Raw genomic sequence first — 17,204 nt, 5'->3', positions numbered from 1 at the left:
GGGCCGGGCCGGAGTGGCTGTGGCTGGGGGTGCCCTCGCGCGAGCGGAGCCGAGCGTGGGGGGAGGCTGCTGCGAATCGGCGGGGCGCGATCGTGGCGCACTCGGTGCGTCGGGAGACGGACGCGGTGATCTGCCGGCTGCGGTTCCGGTTGTGACTGGTGGTGCGGCTGTTCTGTGGGCGGCGTGCTCGGGTGGCCCGTAGCCGCGTACGTCGGTGAGGTGGCTGCCACCGGGCCCGGCACCAGGTCGGGGTGCTGGTCGCGGGGGCTGGGCCGGAGCGGCTGTGACCGGGGTCGCCTACCGTCGCGGCGCGCTACCCGCCGGTACGGGTCAGGGGTCGTAAGAGACCCGTCAAAGGCGTGAGCGCGGCCGTATGAGAGGCGTCAACGGGCGGCCGGATCCGGCCAGGCAGGCGGTTTCCTCGTACACGTCCGTTTCACCGAACCTCACTCCAGGAGTTCGCGATGGCCGATCTGGCCTTCGTCGTCACCGTGCTCGCGGGTTTCGCGCTGGTGGCCCTCGTCGCCAAGGGGGTGACGAAGCTGTGACCGCCGAGAACATCGTCGGCCTCGTCGTGGCCGTCGCCCTGCTGGGCTATCTCGTCCTCGCCCTGATCTACCCGGAGAGGTTCTGAGACACGACATGGGTCCCGTACTCGCCGGCGTGCTCCAGCTGCTCGCCCTCATAGGCGCGCTGGCGCTCGTCTACGTCCCCCTCGGCAACTACATGGCCAAGGTCTACTCCTCCGACAAGCACCTGCGGACGGAGAAGTGGATCTACAAGGGCATCGGTGCCAACCCCGACACCGAGATGACCTGGCCCGCGTATCTGCGCGGAATCCTCGCCTTCTCGGCCGTCAGTGTCCTCTTCCTGTACCTGCTGCAGCGGCTGCAGGGCGTGCTGCCCGGCTCGATGGGCTTCTCCTCGGTCGATCCCGCGCAGTCGTTCAACACGGCCGTCTCGTTCGTGACGAACACCAACTGGCAGTCGTACTCCGGCGAGCAGACCATGGGCCACGTCGTGCAGACCGCCGGTCTGGCCGTGCAGAACTTCGTGTCGGCGGCCGTGGGCATGGCCGTCGCGGTGGCCCTCGTACGCGGCTTCGCGCGCTCACGCACCGGTGAACTCGGCAACTTCTGGACCGACTTGGTGCGTGGCACGCTGCGCATCCTGGTGCCGATCGCCGCCGTGGCCGCAGTGATCCTCGTCGCCTGCGGCGCCATCCAGAACTTCTCCGGCATCCACGAGGTCGGCCAGTTCATGGGCGGTTCGCAGCAGTGGAACGGCGGCGCGGTCGCCTCGCAGGAGGCGATCAAGGAGCTGGGCACGAACGGCGGCGGTTACTTCAACGCCAACTCCGCCCACCCCTTCGAGAACCCGACCGGGTTCACGAACCTGTTCGAGATCTTCCTGATCCTGTGCATCCCGTTCGCGCTGACCCGCACCTTCGGCCTGATGGTCGGCTCGGTGCGGCAGGGTTACGCGATCCTCGCCACGATGGTCACCATCTGGCTGGGCTTCACGGCCTTGATGATGTGGACCGAGTTCGCCCACCACGGCCCGGCCCTCCAGGCAGCGGGCGGCGCGATGGAGGGCAAGGAAGTCCGCTTCGGCGTCGGGGGATCGTCGATCTTCGCCGTTGCCACGACCCTGACCTCGACCGGTGCGGTGGACTCCTTCCACTCCTCCTTCACCGGCCTCGGCGGCGGCATCACCATGCTGAGCATGATGCTGGGCGAGATCGCGCCCGGCGGCACCGGCTCCGGCCTCTACGGCATGCTGATCATGGCGGTCATCGCGGTGTTCATCGCCGGTCTGATGGTCGGCCGCACCCCCGAGTACCTGGGCAAGAAGATCGGCGGCCGCGAGATGAAGCTCGCCGCCTGCTACATCCTCGTCACACCCGCCCTGGTGCTGGTCTTCACGGCCGCCTCCATGGCCCTGCCGACCCCGCCGCACTCGATGCTCAACTCCGGCGCGCACGGCTTCTCCGAAGTCCTGTACGCCTTCACCTCGGCGGCCAACAACAACGGCTCGGCCTTCGCCGGCCTGAACGCGAACACGGACTGGTTCAACACCATGACCGGGCTCGCCATGCTGCTCGGCCGCTTCCTGCCGATGGTGTTCGTCCTGGCGCTCGCCGGCTCGCTCGCCGAGCAGACGCCGGTCCCGGCCACCGCGGGCACCCTGCGCACCGAGAAGCCGCTGTTCACCGGCCTGCTGGTCGGCGCGATCCTGATCATCACCGGTCTCACGTACTTCCCGGCCCTCGCGCTGGGCCCGCTCGCGGAAGGGCTGGCGTGATGACGACCGACACCGAGAAGCACGAGGACTCCATGTCCACTCCCACCCTGGCGCCCCATCAGGACGCGCCGACCGGGCACAAGAGTGCCGAGGGCCGTGTCGGAGCAGGCCTCTTCGACCCCAAGGCGCTGGTCAAGTCGCTGCCGGACGCGTTCCGCAAGCTCGACCCGCGGGTGATGGTCAAGTCGCCCGTGATGTTCGTGGTGTGGATCGGCTCCGTCCTGACCACCGTCTTCTCCTTCAAGGACCCGGGCGACTGGTTCGGCTGGGCGATCAGCGCCTGGCTGTGGCTGACCGTGATCTTCGCCAACCTGGCGGAGGCGGTCGCCGAGGGCCGCGGCAAGGCGCAGGCCGACACCCTGCGCAAGGCCAAGACCGACACCGTGGCACGCAAGGTCCACGGGACCGTGGTCGCCGGTACCGAGCTGAAGATCGGTGACCTGGTGGTCTGCGAGGCCGGCGATGTGATCCCCGGCGACGGCGATGTCGTCGAGGGCGTCGCCTCGGTGGACGAGTCGGCCATCACCGGTGAGTCCGCCCCGGTCATCCGGGAGTCCGGCGGCGACCGCAGCGCCGTCACGGGCGGTACGAAGGTCCTCTCCGACCGGATCGTCATCAAGATCACGACGAAGCCCGGCGAGACCTTCATCGACCGGATGATCAACCTGGTCGAGGGCGCCGCCCGGCAGAAGACGCCCAACGAGATCGCGCTGAACATCCTGCTCGCCTCGCTGACCATCGTCTTCCTGCTGGCCTGCGCCACGCTGCCGCCGTTCGCCACCTACGCGGGCACGCACCTGACCATGGTCGTGCTGGTCGCCCTGCTGGTCTGTCTGATCCCGACCACCATCGGCGCCCTGCTCTCCGCGATCGGTATCGCGGGCATGGACCGGCTGGTGCAGCGCAACGTCCTGGCCATGTCCGGCCGTGCGGTCGAGGCCGCCGGTGACGTCTCCACGCTGCTGCTCGACAAGACCGGCACGATCACGCTCGGCAACCGCCAGGCCGCCGAGTTCGTCCCGGTGCGCGGTACGACGGAGGCGGAGGTCGCGGACGCGGCCCAGCTGTCCTCGCTGGCCGACGAGACCCCCGAGGGCCGCTCCATCGTCGTCCTGGCGAAGGAGAAGTACGGGCTGCGCGAACGCCACCAGGGCGAGCTGGCGCACGCCGAGTGGATCGAGTTCACCGCCCAGACCCGTATGTCGGGTGTGGACGTCGACGGCCGCCGTATCCGCAAGGGCGCCACGGCCTCCGTCATCGCCTGGGTCGAGGAGCAGGGCGGCACGGTCGCCGAGGACGCCGACTCCATCGCCAACCGCATCTCCGAGGCCGGCGGCACCCCGCTGCTGGTCGCCGTGAACGACGAGCAGGGCGCCCGCGTGCTGGGTGTCATCCACCTGAAGGACGTCGTCAAGGAGGGCATGCGGGAGCGGTTCGAGGAACTGCGCCGCATGGGCATCAAGACGGTCATGATCACGGGTGACAACCCGCTGACCGCGAAGGCCATCGCCGAGGAGGCGGGCGTCGACGACTTCCTCGCCGAGGCCACCCCCGAGGACAAGATGGCCCTCATCAAGCGGGAGCAGGCCGGCGGCAAGCTGGTCGCGATGACCGGTGACGGCACCAACGACGCGCCCGCGCTCGCGCAGGCGGACGTCGGCGTGGCGATGAACACCGGTACGTCGGCCGCCAAGGAGGCCGGCAACATGGTCGACCTCGACTCCAACCCGACCAAGCTGATCGAGATCGTCGAGATCGGCAAGCAGCTGCTGATCACGCGCGGCGCGCTGACCACGTTCTCCATCGCCAACGACGTCGCGAAGTACTTCGCGATCATCCCGGCGCTGTTCGCGGCGGTCTACCCGGGCCTGGACAAGCTGAACATCATGCACTTGTCCTCGCCCAACTCCGCGATCCTGTCGGCCGTCGTCTTCAACGCGCTGATCATCATCGCGCTGGTGCCGCTGTCCCTGAAGGGCGTGCGGTACCGGCCGATGAGCGCGGACAAGATGCTCCGCCGCAACCTCGGGATCTACGGCATCGGCGGCCTGATCGCGCCCTTCATCGGCATCAAGATCATCGACCTGCTCATCTCCCTCATCCCCGGAATCGGCTGATGGCCATGAACAACTCCGTTACGAACACCGCCCGGTTGCTCGGGGCGGGCCTCAGGGCCCTCCTCGTACTGACCCTGGTGACCGGCGTCATCTACCCGCTGGTCGTCACCGGCATCGCCCAGGCACTGTTCAACAACAAGGCGAACGGTTCCGAGATCAAGGCGGACGGCAAGGTCGTCGGCTCGTCCCTGATCGGGCAACAGGGCTACAGCCTCGACTACTTCCAGCCCCGCCCGGCGGGCGGCCTCGGCGCGAACAGCGTCAACACGCAGTACAAGCTGATCCTCTCGGGGGCCACCAACCTGTCCGCCGACAGCAAGGCGCTCATCAAGCAGGTCGAGGACGCCAGGGCCAAGGTGGTCAAGGACAACTCAGTCCCCGGCTACACGGTGAAGCCGTCCGACATCCCCGCCGACGCCGTCACCTCCTCCGGCTCCGGCCTCGACCCGGCCATCTCCCCGGAGTACGCCGAACTCCAGGTCCACCGGATCGCCGCGAAGAACGGGCTGTCCGTCGCCCAGGTGGAGAAGCTCGTCAAGGACCACACCCAGGGCCGCACCCTCGGCTTCATCGGCGATCCCCAGGTGAACGTCCTTCAACTCAACATCGCGCTCAAGGACCTCGTGGCCAAGAAGTGACGGTCTTAAGCGATTCGCGACGGGAGCCGGCGCCCGGGAGGAATCCCGGTGTCGCCGGCTCCCGCAGGCATGACAGGAGAGGCACACACCCATGACCAGGGTGCTCGTGGTGGAGGACGACCCGCAGCTCGTGCGGGCCCTCGTCATCAACTTGCAGGCACGTCACTACGGCGTGGACGCCGCCCCCGACGGTGCCACGGCCCTCCGGCTCGCCGCCGCGCGTCAGCCCGACGTCGTGCTGCTGGACCTCGGCCTGCCCGACATGGACGGCGTCGAGGTCATCAAGGGGCTGCGCGGCTGGAGCCGTGTGCCGATCATGGTCCTGTCCGCCCGGCAGGCCTCCGACGAGAAGGTGGCCGCGCTCGACGCCGGCGCGGACGACTACATCACCAAGCCGTTCAGCATGGACGAACTCCTGGCCCGGCTGCGGGCCGCCGTCCGCCGCACCGACGACGCCCCGCTCGTCCCCGAGACCACACTGGTCGAGACGGAGCACTTCAGCATCGACCTGCTCGCCAAGAAGGCCGTACGGTCCGGCCGGGACGTACGGCTGACCCCGACCGAGTGGCATCTGCTGGAGATACTGGTGACCAACCCCGGCCGGCTGATCACGCAGAAACAGCTGCTCCAGGAGGTCTGGGGCGTCTCGCAGAGCAACAAGACCAACTACCTGCGGGTCTACATGGCCCAGCTCCGCCGCAAGTTGGAGTCGGACCCCTCGCAGCCCCGCTATCTGATCACCGAGCCCGGCATGGGCTACCGCTTCGAGGGATGACATGGCACGCGGCAGGTTCCGGATCTACCTCGGCGCGGCACCCGGCGTCGGCAAGACGTACGCGATGCTGGCGGAGGCGCACCGTCGTATCGAGCGGGGCACCGACTGTGTCGTGGCCTTCGTCGAACACCACCGCCGGCCGCGCACCGAGGTGATGCTGCACGGCCTGGAACAGGTGCCGCGCAGGGAACTCACCTACCGGGGCGGCGTCTTCACCGAGATGGACGTGGACGCCGTCCTCGCGCGCCGCCCCCAGGTGGCGCTCGTGGACGAACTGCCGCACACCAACATCCCCGGCTCCCGCAACGCCAAGCGCTGGCAGGACGTCGAGGAACTGCTCGCCGCCGGGATCGACGTGATCTCGACCGTCAACATCCAGCACCTGGAGTCCCTCGGCGACGTGGTCGAGTCGATCACCGGCGTCCGGCAGCAGGAGACCGTTCCCGACGAGGTCGTACGCCGCGCCGACCAGATCGAGCTGGTCGACATGGACCCGGAGGCGCTGCGCCGCCGGATGGCGCACGGCAACATCTACAAGCCGGACAAGGTCGACGCGGCCCTGTCCAACTACTTCCGGCCCGGAAACCTGACGGCGCTGCGGGAGTTGGCCCTGCTGTGGGTGGCCGACCGGGTCGACGAGTATCTCAACGAGTACCGCAGCGAGCACCGCGTCTCGACCATCTGGGGCTCACGCGAGCGGATCGTGGTCGGCCTCACCGGCGGCCCCGAAGGACGCACCCTGATACGGCGTGCCTCCCGCCTGGCCGAGAAGGGCGCCGGCGGCGAGGTGCTCGCCGTCTACATCTCCCGCAGCGACGGCCTGACCTCCGCCTCCCCGAAGGAACTGGCCGACCAGCGCACCCTGGTGGAGGACCTCGGCGGCACCTTCCACCATGTCGTCGGCGACGACATACCGGCCGCCCTGCTGGACTTCGCGCGGGGCGTCAACGCCACCCAGATCGTGCTGGGTGTCTCCCGCCGCCGCAGCTGGCAGTACGTCTTCGGGCCGGGCGTCGGCGCCACGGTCGCCCGCGAGTCCGGTCCCGACCTCGACGTGCACCTCATCACGCACGACGAGGCGGGCAAGGGCCGCGGACTGCCGGTGGCGCGCGGCGCCCGCCTCGGCCGCTCCCGGGTCATCTGGGGCTGGGCCGTGGGCGTGCTGGGCCCGGTGCTGATGACCTGGCTGCTGACCGGCGCCGTCCCGGACGTCGGCCTCGCCAACGACATGCTGCTGTTCCTGACGCTGACGGTCGCGGCGGCCCTGCTCGGCGGCCTCCTCCCGGCGCTGGCCTCGGCGATGGTCGGATCGCTGCTGCTGAACTGGTACTTCACCCCGCCCGTCCACACCCTGACCATCGCCGACCCGAAGAACATCGTCGCCATCGCGATCTTCATCGGGGTCGCCGTGTCCGTGGCCTCGGTGGTGGACCTCGCGGCCCGGCGCACCCATCAGGCGGCCAGGCTGCGCGCCGAGTCGGAGATCCTCTCCTTCCTCGCCGGGAACGTCCTGCGCGGCGAAACGACCCTGGAGGCGCTGCTGGAACGGGTCCGCGAGACCTTCGGCATGGAGTCGGTGGCCCTGCTGGAGCGCTCCGGCGAGACGGCCCCCTGGACCTGCGCCGGCAGCGTCGGGCCCGAGCCCGCGCGGATCCCTGAGGACGCGGACGTCGACGTACCGGTCGGCGACCACATGGCGCTGTCCCTGCGCGGCCGGGTACTGCCCGCCGCCGACCGGAGGGTGCTGGCCGCGTTCGCCGCGCAGGCCGCCGTGGTCCTGGACCGGCAGCGGCTGCAGAGCGAGGCCGACCGGGCCAAGGAACTGGCCGAGGGCAACCGCATCCGCACCGCGCTGCTGGCCGCCGTCAGCCACGACCTGCGCACCCCGCTCGCCGGCATCAAGGCCGCCGTCACCTCGCTGCGATCGGACGACGTCGAGTGGTCGGAGCGGGATCAGGCGGACCTGCTGGAGGCCATCGAGGAGGGCGCCGACCGGCTCGACCACCTCGTCGGCAACCTGCTGGACATGTCCCGCCTGCAGACCGGCACGGTCACCCCGATCATCCGCGAGACCGACCTCGACGAGGTCGTGCCGATGGCGCTCGGCGGCGTCCCCGAGGACAGCGTGGAGCTGGACATCCCCGAGACCCTGCCCATGGTCTACGTCGACCGGGGCCTGCTGGAGCGGGCGGTCGCGAACGTCGTGGAGAACGCCGTCAAGTACAGCCCGCGGGGGGAGCGGGTGCTGGTGTCGGCGAGCGCCCTCGCCGACCGGGTCGAGGTGCGGGTCGTCGACCGCGGGCCGGGCGTCCCGGACGAGGCCAAGGACCGCATCTTCGAACCCTTCCAGCGGTACGGGGACGCTCCGCGCGGGGTCGGCGTCGGGCTCGGCCTCGCGGTCGCCCGCGGCTTCGCCGAGGCGGTGGGCGGCACGTTGCTCGCCGAGGACACGCCGGGCGGGGGGCTCACGATGGTCCTCGCCGTACCGACGACGCCGGATCGCGAACGGCCCGGGGGACTCCTCGTGCCGGGCGGCCGCGGGTAGTCGAGGGCTGGTCGCGCCGCCGCTGCGGGCAGTCGTGCCGCAGGGCGGCAGAGGTGGGCGCGTCGGCACCCCGCCGGCGCCGGTGAGCGTCCCCTCCCCGCGACTTCAGGCTTCCGGCGGCGCCATGTGCAACTCCCGTTCCAGGTGCCCCGTGTTCAGCCGCAGCCGCCAGGCGTTCCGGCGGTGCACGGCCGTCAGTTCCGCCTGCAACGGCGACGGCGGCACCGCGAGGACGGGGCAGGTGGCGTGCGCGAGGCAGTAGCGGCTGACGGACGGCCACAGCGCCCGGTGCAGCCGGCCCCGCTGCCCCGCGCCGACGACGAGGATGTCGTTCTCTCGGTCCGCGGTCCGCACCAGCGCCGGCCCGGGCGCCCCCCGGACGACGAGCGCCTGCCCCGGCAGCCCGGTGTCCGCGCCGCCGAACACCTCCTGCAGCGCCGCCACGAGCCGCTCGCGCGCCAGCCGCTCCCACTGCGGCACCATGGCGGTCGCGCCGGGGAACCTGCGGGCGGCGAGATCGCCCTCCGGCGGCTCCCACGCCAGCACCGGCCACAGCTCCGCTCCCCGGCGCCTGGCCTCGACCGCGGCCCGGCTCAGGGCGGTCGCGCCGCCCATCGAGCCGCTCACTCCCACCACGACCCGGACGGCCGTGGGAGGGCGGTACTCGGACATCGGTTCCTCCTCGGAAATCCCCTCCATGACACCGCGCCCGACCGCTTCCGAACAGCCCGTACGCCCGTTCCTGACGCCCTTCTGACGCCCCTTTCCAGCCGCTCCCGCCAGCGGTGTCAGCGTGCCGTCAAGGTCGTCCGGATCGGCGTCAGCGTCCCGTCAGGGCACACCGGGGCCACGGGGACGGCGGGCATAACGTCGACGGCGAGCCCCGGTCCGCCTCCCCGCGTCCGGGGCACCCAGATCCCTCGCTCCCTGCCTTTCGGGAGGCACCCCATGGCAGAACTCCGCTACGGCGAAGACCCCGAGCCCTCCGATCCGTTCCCGGCCGGACCCCTGTACGTCCCGGTCCGGCCGGGGCCCTTCGGGTGCGCGGCCCGGCTTTTCCGTACTCCGCTCGGCGACCGCACGGCCGTCGGCTTCACCTCCGAGCGCCGGCTGACCACCACACTCGGTGCCGGCCAGGCGTGGATCCGCCTCGCCGAGCCCGCCCTGCGCGCGCTGACCGCCCCGCTCGGCGTCACCGCCCTCATGGTGGACCCGCAGTTCACCGCCCCGGCCGTGAGGCCGGTCACGCCGGTTCCGTCCGAGTTTCCCGCGCTGCGGATCGCCTGAGAGGGGCAGCACAGATGACCACGGTGCACGAACCCGCCACCACCGCCGACCTGTTGGTGTGGCCCGCCTCGACCACCGAACCGCCGCACGGAGACCTCACCGTGGGCGGCGTACCGCTCGCCGAGATCGCCGACCGCTTCGGCACCCCCGTCTACGTCCTGGACGAGGCCGAGGTCCGCGACCGCTGCCGCACCTATCTGCACGCCTTCCCCGACGCCGAAGTCCTGTACGCCGCCAAGGCGTTCCTGTGCCGGGCCATGGCCCACTGGATGGACGAGGAGGGCCTCGGCCTGGACGTGTGCTCCGCCGGTGAGCTGGAACTCGCCGTCACCACGGGCTTCCCGGCCGAGCGGATCGTGCTGCACGGCAACGCCAAGTCCCCGCGCGACCTGGACACCGCGCTGCGCCTGGGCGTGGGCCGGATCGTCATCGACAGCCCCGCCGAGATCGCCCGGCTGGCCGCCTCCGTCGGACCGGACGGGCACCAGAAGGTGATGGTCCGGGTGGTGCCCGGGATCAGCGCGGGCGGCCACGAGAAGATCCGCACCGGCACCGACGACCAGAAGTTCGGCCTCAGCATCTCCGACGGGTACGCCCAGCACGCCATCACCCGGATGCTGGACCAGCCGCAGCTCGAACTCACCGGTCTGCACTGCCACTTGGGCTCGCAGATCACGAGCGTGAAGCCGTATCTCGTCGCCGTGCGCCGCATGGTGGGCCTGATGAGCCGGCTGCACGAGCAGCACGGGCTGGTCCTGCCCGAACTCGACCTCGGCGGCGGCCACGGCATCGCCTACCGTCCCGGCGAGGAGGCCCTGGACCTGACGGCGCTGGCCCGCAAGGTCCGCACCGAACTCGCCGACGCCTGCACCACGGTGGGGCTGCCGGTGCCCCGCCTGATCATCGAGCCGGGCCGGGCGATCGCGGGCCCCGCGGGCATCGCCGTCTACCGCGTCCTTTCCGTGAAGCACACCGGCGACCATGTCTTCGTGGCCGTCGACGGAGGCATGAGCGACAACCCGCGCCCGGCCCTGTACGGCGTCCGCTACGCGCCGCGCCTGATCGGCCGGACCAGCACGGCGGAGCGTGCCCGGGTCACCGTGGTGGGCCGGCACTGCGAGGCCGGCGACGTCCTGGCCGTCGACGTGGACCTGCCCGCCGACACGCGGCCCGGCGACCTGCTCGCCGTACCGGTGGCCGGCGCCTACCACCTGTCCATGGCCTCCGGCTACAACCTGGTCGGCCGCCCGCCCGTGGTCGCCGTACGCGACGGCCTCGCCCGCCTGCTGGTCCGCCGCGAGACCCTGGCGGACATCCGCAGCCGCGACGTGGGCCTGTAGAGCCTGTAGGCCTGCGCGGCTGTGCGGCCGTGGTCCAGCCGCGGTCGCCTGAGCCGAAGGACCCTCAGCACGGCACATCGAGCGTGACGAGGGCCCCGCCCCCGTGGTTCTCCGCCCGCGCCGTACCCCCATGAGCCGTGGCCACCGCCTGTACGAAGGCCAGCCCCAGACCGGAGCCCTCGCTGGTGCGGCTCGCCTCCGCGCGGGCGAAGCGGTCGAACGCGCGGGGCAGGAACTCGGGCGGGAAGCCCGGTCCCTCGTCGGTGACGCGCAGCCGTAGCCGGCCCTCGTGGACGCCGGCCGTGACGTGGACGGCCCCGTCTCCGTGCCGCAGCGCGTTGCCGACGAGGTTGCCGATGGCGGGCACCAGCCATCCGGCGTCGGCGTCGACGGTCGTGTCCGCCGCGTCGGCCCTCAGGCCCCGCCCGGCCCGTTCGGCGGTGCGCCGATGCGGGGCCACGGCGGTCTCGACCAGGTCGGGCAGCCGTACGGGCGCCCGGGTGATGTGGTCGGCGCTGCCGAGTTCCTCCAGGTCCAGCAGGGCGTTGGAGAGAACGATCAGGCGCTGGACCTCGGCGTCCACGGAGCGCAGGGTCCGGTTCAGCTCCTCGGCCGAGCGGGGGCGGTGCAGCGCGACGTCGACCTCGGCCCGCAGCAGGGACAGCGGGGTGCGCAGTTCGTGGCTGGCGTCCGCGACGAACCGGCGCTCGCGGACGGCGGATGCCTCCAGGCGGTCGAGCATGCGGTTGAGGGTGTGTCCGAGCCGGGTGATCTCGTCCTCGCGGTCGGCGGGCACGTCCAGGCGCAGGTTCTGCGCGCCGTCGGCGAGGGTGGCGGCCGCGGTGCGGTAGCGCTCGACGGGGCGCAGCGCGGCGCGGGCCGTGCGGTAGCCGACGTACGAGGCGGCGATCAGGGTCAGTCCGGAGGCGAGGGCGAGCTGGGCGAGGAGTTCGCGCAGCGCCTCGTCGCGGTGCCCGCGGCGGACCGCGGCGACGATCACGCGGGTCCCGCCGCCGGTCCCGGCGCGTTCGGCCTGCAGACGCAGGGTGTCCGGAGTGATCGGCAGCAGGGAGCCGACGTCGCGGCGCACCAGGTCGCCGTGCAGGGCCGAGTCCAGCTCGGCGGGGGTGAGCAGGGTCTGCCGGCCGACGGCGGTGCTGGAGCGCAGGATCCGGCCGTGGGCGTCGAGGATCTGGTAGAGGCTGCCGCTGGGGCCCGGCGGCAGTGCGGTGCCGGTGCGCAGGGCCCGGTCGAGGCTGTGCCGGTAGGCGGCCAGGTCGTCGTGGAGCTGCTGGTCCAGGGCGGTCTGGACGCGCCAGTAGACCAGTCCGGCCGTCCCGGTCAGGACGAGGGACATGGTGACGGCGACGGCCAGCACGAGACGGGTGACGACGGGCAGCCGGCCGAACCAGGCCCGCAGCCGGCCGGGCAGCCGGCCGAACCAGGTCCTGGGCCGGCCGGGCAGGGTCACGAGGCGGTCTCCAGGCGGTAGCCGCGTCCGCGCAGGGTCGTGATCGTCGTACGGCCGAAGGCGCGGTCGACCTTGGCGCGCACCTTGGAGACGTGCACGTCGATGGCGTTGCTGCGCAGGTCGGTCTCGCCGTCCCAGACCTCGTCGAGCAGCTGCAGCCGGGTCACCACCCGGCCGGCGTGCTCCATCAGTACCCGCAGGACGGCGAACTCCCGCCGAGACAGGTCGAGTTCGGTGTCCGCCCGCCAGGCGCGCTGCCGCTCGGGGTCGAGGACGAGGTCGCCGACCTGGAGCCGGCCGGAGCAGTCGGGGCGGCGCCGGGATATCGCCCGCAGCCGGGCCAGCAGCTCCTCCATGGCGAACGGCTTGACCAGGTAGTCGTCGGCGCCGGCGTCCAGCCCCGCGACCCGCTCGTCGATCGCGCCGCGCGCGGTCAGCAGGACCACGGGCACGTCGATGCCCTCGCCGCGCAGCGTCCGGCACACCTCGACGCCGTCCATGCCCGGCATCATCACGTCCAGGACGATCCCGTCCAGGCGGGGGTCACGGGCGGCGGCCAGCCCGGACGGGCCGTCGTAACGGCCTTCCGCGGTGTGCCCGGACTCGGTGAGGTAGCGGACGACGAGGTCGGTGAGGCGGGTCTCGTCGTCGACGACCAGGTAGTGCATGGCGGCCAGGCTAACCGCCCGCCGTACCGCCCTCGGGTCCGCGAAAGGCTTCATGGTCTGTTCATGTGAGATCCCTACCGTCCTTCAGGTCGCGGCGCACCGCGGGCCGCGACCGGTCCGCCGTCCGACGTGCCGGGACGGAAGGGACAGTCATGCACGCACTGGTGCTCGCCGCCAAGGGCATCACCCAGCACATCGCACCCACCGACCTCTTCACCCGCGGCGGCCTCGACGTCGTCGCCCTGCTGATCCTGGTCGGCTGGCTCTACCGGCGCCGCCCCAGCGCCCCGGCGATGCCGCTGGTCCTGACCGCGCTGAACATCGGTCTGTTCGCGGCGATGAGCACGATCAGCGCGGGCAAGTTCCCCGCCGGGGTCGGCTTCGGGCTGTTCGGCATCCTCTCGCTGGTCCGGCTGCGCAGCGCAGCCTTCACCCTGCGCGACGTCGCCTACACCTTCGTGACCCTGGTCATAGCCCTGTGCACCGGACTGCCGCACCGCGACAGCTGGCTGGTCGTCGCGGTGGACGCGGTGGTGCTGCTGGCGGTCCTGCTGGTGGACGATCCGCGCGCCTACGAGCCGCCGACCCGCACGGTGCGACTGACCCTGGACCGGATCTACGACGACCCCTCCCTGATCGCCCAGGACGTCGCCTTCCGCTTCGGCCGGGCGCCGCTGTCGGTCGAGGTCGACGAGGTCGACTACGTCCGCGAGACCACCCGGGTCGCCGCCCGCTACCCCGCCGTACCGGGTGAGCCCGCCGCACAGGACGCCGAGCCGCGCGAGCAGGTGCCCGTCGCATGACCTCCGCTCTCGGCACCGGCCTGGGCCTGTCCGCGCTGCGCGGTGCCACGCTCACCGAGGTCGACGCGGCGGCCGCGCTGCAGCACCGCACCGACCGCAAGTACCTGATCCCCCTCGACCGCGCCCGCCTCCTCGTGGACCGGCTCGCCGGCAGCCACCACGTCCTCGACCTGGCCGGCCGCCGTACGACGAGCTATCTCAGCACCTACTTCGACACCGAGGAACTCGGCGCCTGGCGGGCCCATGTACAGGGCCGCCGCCGACGCTGGAAGGTCCGCACCCGCCTGTACGCGGAGGACGGGCTGTGCCGGGTGGAGGTGAAGACGAAGGACGGCCGCGGCGCCACCGTCAAACACGCCCTCCGGATCCCCGGTCACGCCTACGGCCGACTGGACGACGTGGCCGCCGAGTTCGTCGACGGGGTGCTGCGCGGGGCGGACGCCCCCGTCACCGCCGCGACGCTGTCCCCCTCCGCCGAGATCCGCTATGTCCGCGCGACCCTCGCCGACCTGGACCACGGCACGCGCGTCACCCTCGACCACGGCCTCACCTGCCACCGCGGGGACCGCACCGCCGGCCTCGACCCGGCGTACGTCCTCGTCGAGAGCAAGGGCGGCGCCCGGCTCGCCCCCGCCGACCGCCTCCTGCTGCGCCTGGGCGCCCGGCCCGTCTCCCTCAGCAAGTACGTCGTCGGTCAGTCCCTGCTCACCCCCGGCCTGCCCGACAACGACGTACGCCGGCTGGCCCGCGCCCACTTCACCGCCGGGGCGAGCCCCGCACCGCTCCTGGAAAGGACCCCCGCCGTATGAACGTCCTGCGCCGCGTCAAATGGCAGTACGCGATCATCGCCGTGCTCGCCGTCTCGGCCTCCGCCTTCGGCCTGCTGCGACCGCAGCTGATCCCCACGGCGTCCTCGAAGAAGCTCTCGGCGACCGACCGCATCAAGCAGAACCCGCCCCCGCCGCTCTTCACCGACGCCGAGATCGCGCCGATCGGCAAGCAGGCCGACGCCCAGCGCGCGAAGGCCGACGCCCTCTTCGCCCAGTGGAAGAAGGCGCACGGCACCACCCGCGACGACAAGGCCTTCGCCGCCTGGGCCGCCGGGCAGATCCCCGCCCCGCCGTCGGGCGCGCAGCGCACCGCCGAACTCCACCAGGACCAGGCCCTCGCCAAGACCCGTACGGCCGCCGGGAAGAAGGCGGCCACCTGGCTGGAGCTGAACGGCAAGAAAGACATCTGGAAGGTCTACCTCCACGACCAGCGCGAGCTGATCCCCGCCGCCCAGGGCCTGGCGGAGAAGGCCGAGCTGAAGGCGGCCCTGAAGATGGCCAAGACGATCTGCGACCAGCTGGCGGCCAAGGACAAGCAGCCGGCCCCCTTCGTCCTGGACCCGACCCTGCGTCCGGACAAGCACATCAAGCCCGGCGCCAAGGGCCCGTACTCCTACCCCTCCCGGCACGCGGCCCGCTCCGCCGCGGCCGTCACCTTCCTCGCCGCCCTCTCCCCGCACCGGTCCGAGGAGTACCGCTGGATGCAGGACGAGGTCCTCTACTCCCGCCTCTACATGGCCGGCCACGTCACCAGCGACCTCACCGCCGGGACCCTGCTGGGCGACCTGATCGGTGACTACGAACTCACGATCAGCGGCCGCTGACATCCGCCTTGGCCGCTGATCGTGGTCGAGGTGCCGCCGTCAGCCCACGCGCAGGGTGAGGGCCGCGGTGTGGAGGGTGCCGCCGGTCTGGAACTGGAGGAACAACCTCCAGTTCCCGGACCGGGCGAACTGGGCGTGGAAGGTCAGCGTCGGCCCGCCGTGGTCGCCCTTCACCTCGGTCTCCGGGTGGAGGTGGGCGAAGGCCAGGTCGCCCTGGTGGAAGGCGGTCAGATGGGCGTAGGTGTCGAGGTAGGGCTGGAGGTCGGTGACCGGCTTGCCGTCCTTGCTGACGGTGGCGGTGAGCTGGTGCGCCATACCCGCCATCGGGTCACCCTGCACGGTCACCGTGTAGCCGTCGACGGTGGTGGTGCCGGACGCTGCCGGCAGCGGCGAGGCCATGTCCATGCCTGACACCTTCACGGTGCGGCTGAGGACGAAGTCCTGGCCCTTGCCGGAGCCGCTGCCCGGGGTGAAGGAGGCGTACAGCCGCCAGGTGCCCGGCTGCAGCGCGGCCAGCGGCGCGGTCCAGGTGCCGTTCCCGGCCATGGTCGGGTGCAGGTGCTGGAAGCCGGTGAGGTCGGAGCGGACGGCGTAGAAATGCATCCGCTTGGTCTGGTCGACGGCGAAGTCGGTGACCGGCTTGCCGCCCTCGCCCATGATGGTGAAGCGGTACGCGGTCGCCTTGCCGGCGGGCAGGCCGGAGTCGGTGGAGGCCATCCGGTAGTCGCCGCGCGCGGCGGCCAGGCCGTCGCCGGCGGACGCGGTGCCCATACCGGGCATCGACGCCATGCCGTCGGCCGATGCCGAGGCGGACGGGCTGCCCATGCCGGGCATCGACGCCATGCCATGGCCCGGTGCCGAGCTGGACGGCATCCCGCCGTGGCCGGCGGTGTGCGTGCTGGTGCCGGAGCCGCAGGCGGCCAGGGTCAGGGTGAGTGCCGCGGTGGCGGCGGCCGCCGCGAGGGCGGGGCGGACGGTGCGAAAACGCTGGGACATGGGTGTGTCTTTCCAGGTGGGCGCCATGCCATGGCGCGGGTGAACGGGAGACCTGTGCGGGATCCCGGCGTGAAGCCGGAGCCGCGAGGTCCCGTCACGTCCGCGCGATGCACACCTGGAGCAGAAGACGACGGCCGCCTATGGGTGGACCCCGGCGGCGGGTGCCGCCGCCGGCCGACCACGCCCACGGCAGCAGGACGGCGGCGGGCAGCAGGACGGCGGCCGCCGCGAGCGGAGGCAGCGGGATCGCGGAACGGGGCGCGGTGGCCACACACAGCGCCCCCCGCATGACCGTCCCGTCCGTACGCACGACGGCCTTGCCGTCGGCGGCCGCGGGGTGACCGTCGGAATGCGCCGCCATCGAGGCGGGGGCGGCCGTGTGCATGACGGCAGCGTCGGACATCCCCCCATGGCAGCCGCCTACGGCCGCGGCCGGACCACCGTGCATCAGAAACAGCCCCAGCAGGACCGCGACCAGCACACAGACCCGCACCGCGGGGCGGCTACGGGCCCCGACCGCGCGAACACCGGTCTGCGTGACAATCACGGCTCCACCATACGGGCAGCCACAAGCGGGGACAGGTGAAGCGGTCCGACAGGGGGACG

16 protein-coding genes are annotated in these 17,204 nt (G+C 71.8%); 11 read left to right on the top strand and 5 right to left on the bottom strand.

Annotated elements, in window-relative coordinates:
- Positions 1 to 544: 544 nt before the first annotated feature.
- The 6 genes from kdpF to AB0L75_RS04670 all read left to right on the top strand — a co-directional run bounded on the left by kdpF (position 545) and on the right by AB0L75_RS04670 (position 8,379).
- Positions 545 to 634 (top strand): K(+)-transporting ATPase subunit F, encoded by a 90-nt coding sequence (gene kdpF, locus AB0L75_RS04695; protein ID WP_018533641.1) that lies wholly within the window; start codon positions 545 to 547, stop codon positions 632 to 634.
- Positions 635 to 642: 8 nt separating this feature from the next.
- Positions 643 to 2,304, top strand: a complete 1,662-nt coding sequence (kdpA, locus tag AB0L75_RS04690; protein WP_365175303.1) for a potassium-transporting ATPase subunit KdpA — start codon at positions 643 to 645, stop codon at positions 2,302 to 2,304.
- Positions 2,304 to 4,421, top strand: a complete 2,118-nt coding sequence (gene kdpB / locus AB0L75_RS04685; protein ID WP_365175301.1) for a potassium-transporting ATPase subunit KdpB — start codon at positions 2,304 to 2,306, stop codon at positions 4,419 to 4,421. The genes kdpA and kdpB overlap by 1 nt, the downstream gene beginning before the upstream one ends.
- Before the next feature lie 5 nt (positions 4,422 to 4,426).
- Positions 4,427 to 5,059, top strand: a complete 633-nt coding sequence (locus tag AB0L75_RS04680; protein WP_365175299.1) for a potassium-transporting ATPase subunit C — start codon at positions 4,427 to 4,429, stop codon at positions 5,057 to 5,059.
- A gap of 91 nt (positions 5,060 to 5,150) precedes the next feature.
- Entirely contained in the window at positions 5,151 to 5,834 is a 684-nt protein-coding gene (locus AB0L75_RS04675; protein ID WP_365175297.1) for a response regulator transcription factor, read from the top strand.
- 1 nt (position 5,835) lies between these two features.
- Positions 5,836 to 8,379 carry a DUF4118 domain-containing protein gene (locus AB0L75_RS04670; protein WP_365175295.1) on the top strand — a complete coding sequence of 848 codons (2,544 nt, stop codon included), beginning with the start codon at positions 5,836 to 5,838 and terminating at the stop codon, positions 8,377 to 8,379.
- Positions 8,380 to 8,484: 105 nt separating this feature from the next.
- Here the strand turns inward: AB0L75_RS04670 and AB0L75_RS04665 are convergent, their stop codons facing one another.
- Positions 8,485 to 9,051 carry a universal stress protein gene (locus AB0L75_RS04665; protein ID WP_365175293.1) on the bottom strand — a complete coding sequence of 189 codons (567 nt, stop codon included), beginning with the start codon at positions 9,049 to 9,051 and terminating at the stop codon, positions 8,485 to 8,487.
- 276 nt (positions 9,052 to 9,327) lie between these two features.
- Between AB0L75_RS04665 and AB0L75_RS04660 the strand changes: the two genes are divergently transcribed.
- On the top strand, positions 9,328 to 9,666 hold the full coding sequence (locus tag AB0L75_RS04660) for an SAV_915 family protein (RefSeq protein ID WP_365175291.1): 339 nt from the start codon (positions 9,328 to 9,330) through the stop codon (positions 9,664 to 9,666).
- A 14-nt stretch (positions 9,667 to 9,680) separates the two neighbouring features.
- Positions 9,681 to 11,006 carry a diaminopimelate decarboxylase gene (lysA, locus tag AB0L75_RS04655; RefSeq protein WP_365175289.1) on the top strand — a complete coding sequence of 442 codons (1,326 nt, stop codon included), beginning with the start codon at positions 9,681 to 9,683 and terminating at the stop codon, positions 11,004 to 11,006.
- A gap of 64 nt (positions 11,007 to 11,070) precedes the next feature.
- Here lysA and AB0L75_RS04650 read toward each other — a convergent pair whose 3' ends face one another.
- Together AB0L75_RS04650 and AB0L75_RS04645 are read right to left on the bottom strand one after the other, a co-directional pair.
- On the bottom strand, positions 11,071 to 12,477 hold the full coding sequence (locus tag AB0L75_RS04650; RefSeq protein WP_365175287.1) for an ATP-binding protein: 1,407 nt from the start codon (positions 12,475 to 12,477) through the stop codon (positions 11,071 to 11,073).
- Entirely contained in the window at positions 12,474 to 13,199 is a 726-nt protein-coding gene (locus AB0L75_RS04645) for a response regulator transcription factor (protein ID WP_365175285.1), read from the bottom strand. Before AB0L75_RS04645 ends, AB0L75_RS04650 begins: the two co-directional genes overlap by 4 nt.
- Before the next feature lie 98 nt (positions 13,200 to 13,297).
- On the opposite strand from AB0L75_RS04645, the gene AB0L75_RS04640 reads away from it, so the two are divergent.
- From AB0L75_RS04640 to AB0L75_RS04630, 3 genes are read left to right on the top strand one after another with little or no spacing between them, the layout of a single operon-like run.
- Complete coding sequence (locus tag AB0L75_RS04640; protein ID WP_365175283.1) at positions 13,298 to 13,948, top strand: DUF4956 domain-containing protein; 651 nt, start codon at positions 13,298 to 13,300, stop codon at positions 13,946 to 13,948.
- Positions 13,945 to 14,757, top strand: a complete 813-nt coding sequence (locus AB0L75_RS04635) for a polyphosphate polymerase domain-containing protein (RefSeq protein ID WP_365175281.1) — start codon at positions 13,945 to 13,947, stop codon at positions 14,755 to 14,757. Before AB0L75_RS04640 ends, AB0L75_RS04635 begins: the two co-directional genes overlap by 4 nt.
- A complete protein-coding gene (locus tag AB0L75_RS04630) occupies positions 14,754 to 15,602 on the top strand; it encodes a phosphatase PAP2 family protein (protein ID WP_365175279.1) in 849 nt (282 codons plus the stop codon). The genes AB0L75_RS04635 and AB0L75_RS04630 overlap by 4 nt, the downstream gene beginning before the upstream one ends.
- A 39-nt stretch (positions 15,603 to 15,641) precedes the next feature.
- Here the strand turns inward: AB0L75_RS04630 and AB0L75_RS04625 are convergent, their stop codons facing one another.
- Both AB0L75_RS04625 and AB0L75_RS04620 read right to left on the bottom strand, forming a co-directional pair.
- The gene (locus AB0L75_RS04625) at positions 15,642 to 16,598 is read right to left on the bottom strand and encodes a hypothetical protein (protein WP_365175277.1); all 957 of its coding nucleotides are present in this window, start codon (positions 16,596 to 16,598) and stop codon (positions 15,642 to 15,644) included.
- Between the two features lie 94 nt (positions 16,599 to 16,692).
- Complete coding sequence (locus tag AB0L75_RS04620) at positions 16,693 to 17,145, bottom strand: hypothetical protein (RefSeq protein WP_365175275.1); 453 nt, start codon at positions 17,143 to 17,145, stop codon at positions 16,693 to 16,695.
- Between the last annotated feature and the right edge of the window lie 59 nt (positions 17,146 to 17,204).

The sequence above is a fragment of the Streptomyces sp. NPDC052101 genome, from assembly GCF_040680235.1.
In the GTDB taxonomy this organism is placed as follows: Bacteria; Actinomycetota; Actinomycetes; order Streptomycetales; family Streptomycetaceae; genus Streptomyces.
This window is presented reverse-complemented; position numbering and strand designations above follow the sequence as displayed.

Coding starts and splice junctions, on each gene's coding strand:
- AB0L75_RS04635 (WP_365175281.1), top strand. CDS start 13,945: ATGACCTCCGCTCTCGGCACCGGCCTGGGCCTGTCCGCGCTGCGCGGT.
- kdpA (WP_365175303.1), top strand. CDS start 643: ATGGGTCCCGTACTCGCCGGCGTGCTCCAGCTGCTCGCCCTCATAGGC.
- AB0L75_RS04665 (WP_365175293.1), bottom strand. CDS start 9,051: ATGTCCGAGTACCGCCCTCCCACGGCCGTCCGGGTCGTGGTGGGAGTG.
- AB0L75_RS04625 (WP_365175277.1), bottom strand. CDS start 16,598: ATGTCCCAGCGTTTTCGCACCGTCCGCCCCGCCCTCGCGGCGGCCGCC.
- lysA (WP_365175289.1), top strand. CDS start 9,681: ATGACCACGGTGCACGAACCCGCCACCACCGCCGACCTGTTGGTGTGG.
- AB0L75_RS04670 (WP_365175295.1), top strand. CDS start 5,836: ATGGCACGCGGCAGGTTCCGGATCTACCTCGGCGCGGCACCCGGCGTC.
- AB0L75_RS04675 (WP_365175297.1), top strand. CDS start 5,151: ATGACCAGGGTGCTCGTGGTGGAGGACGACCCGCAGCTCGTGCGGGCC.
- AB0L75_RS04645 (WP_365175285.1), bottom strand. CDS start 13,199: ATGAAGCCTTTCGCGGACCCGAGGGCGGTACGGCGGGCGGTTAGCCTG.
- kdpB (WP_365175301.1), top strand. CDS start 2,304: ATGACGACCGACACCGAGAAGCACGAGGACTCCATGTCCACTCCCACC.
- AB0L75_RS04680 (WP_365175299.1), top strand. CDS start 4,427: ATGAACAACTCCGTTACGAACACCGCCCGGTTGCTCGGGGCGGGCCTC.
- AB0L75_RS04660 (WP_365175291.1), top strand. CDS start 9,328: ATGGCAGAACTCCGCTACGGCGAAGACCCCGAGCCCTCCGATCCGTTC.
- AB0L75_RS04640 (WP_365175283.1), top strand. CDS start 13,298: ATGCACGCACTGGTGCTCGCCGCCAAGGGCATCACCCAGCACATCGCA.
- AB0L75_RS04630 (WP_365175279.1), top strand. CDS start 14,754: ATGAACGTCCTGCGCCGCGTCAAATGGCAGTACGCGATCATCGCCGTG.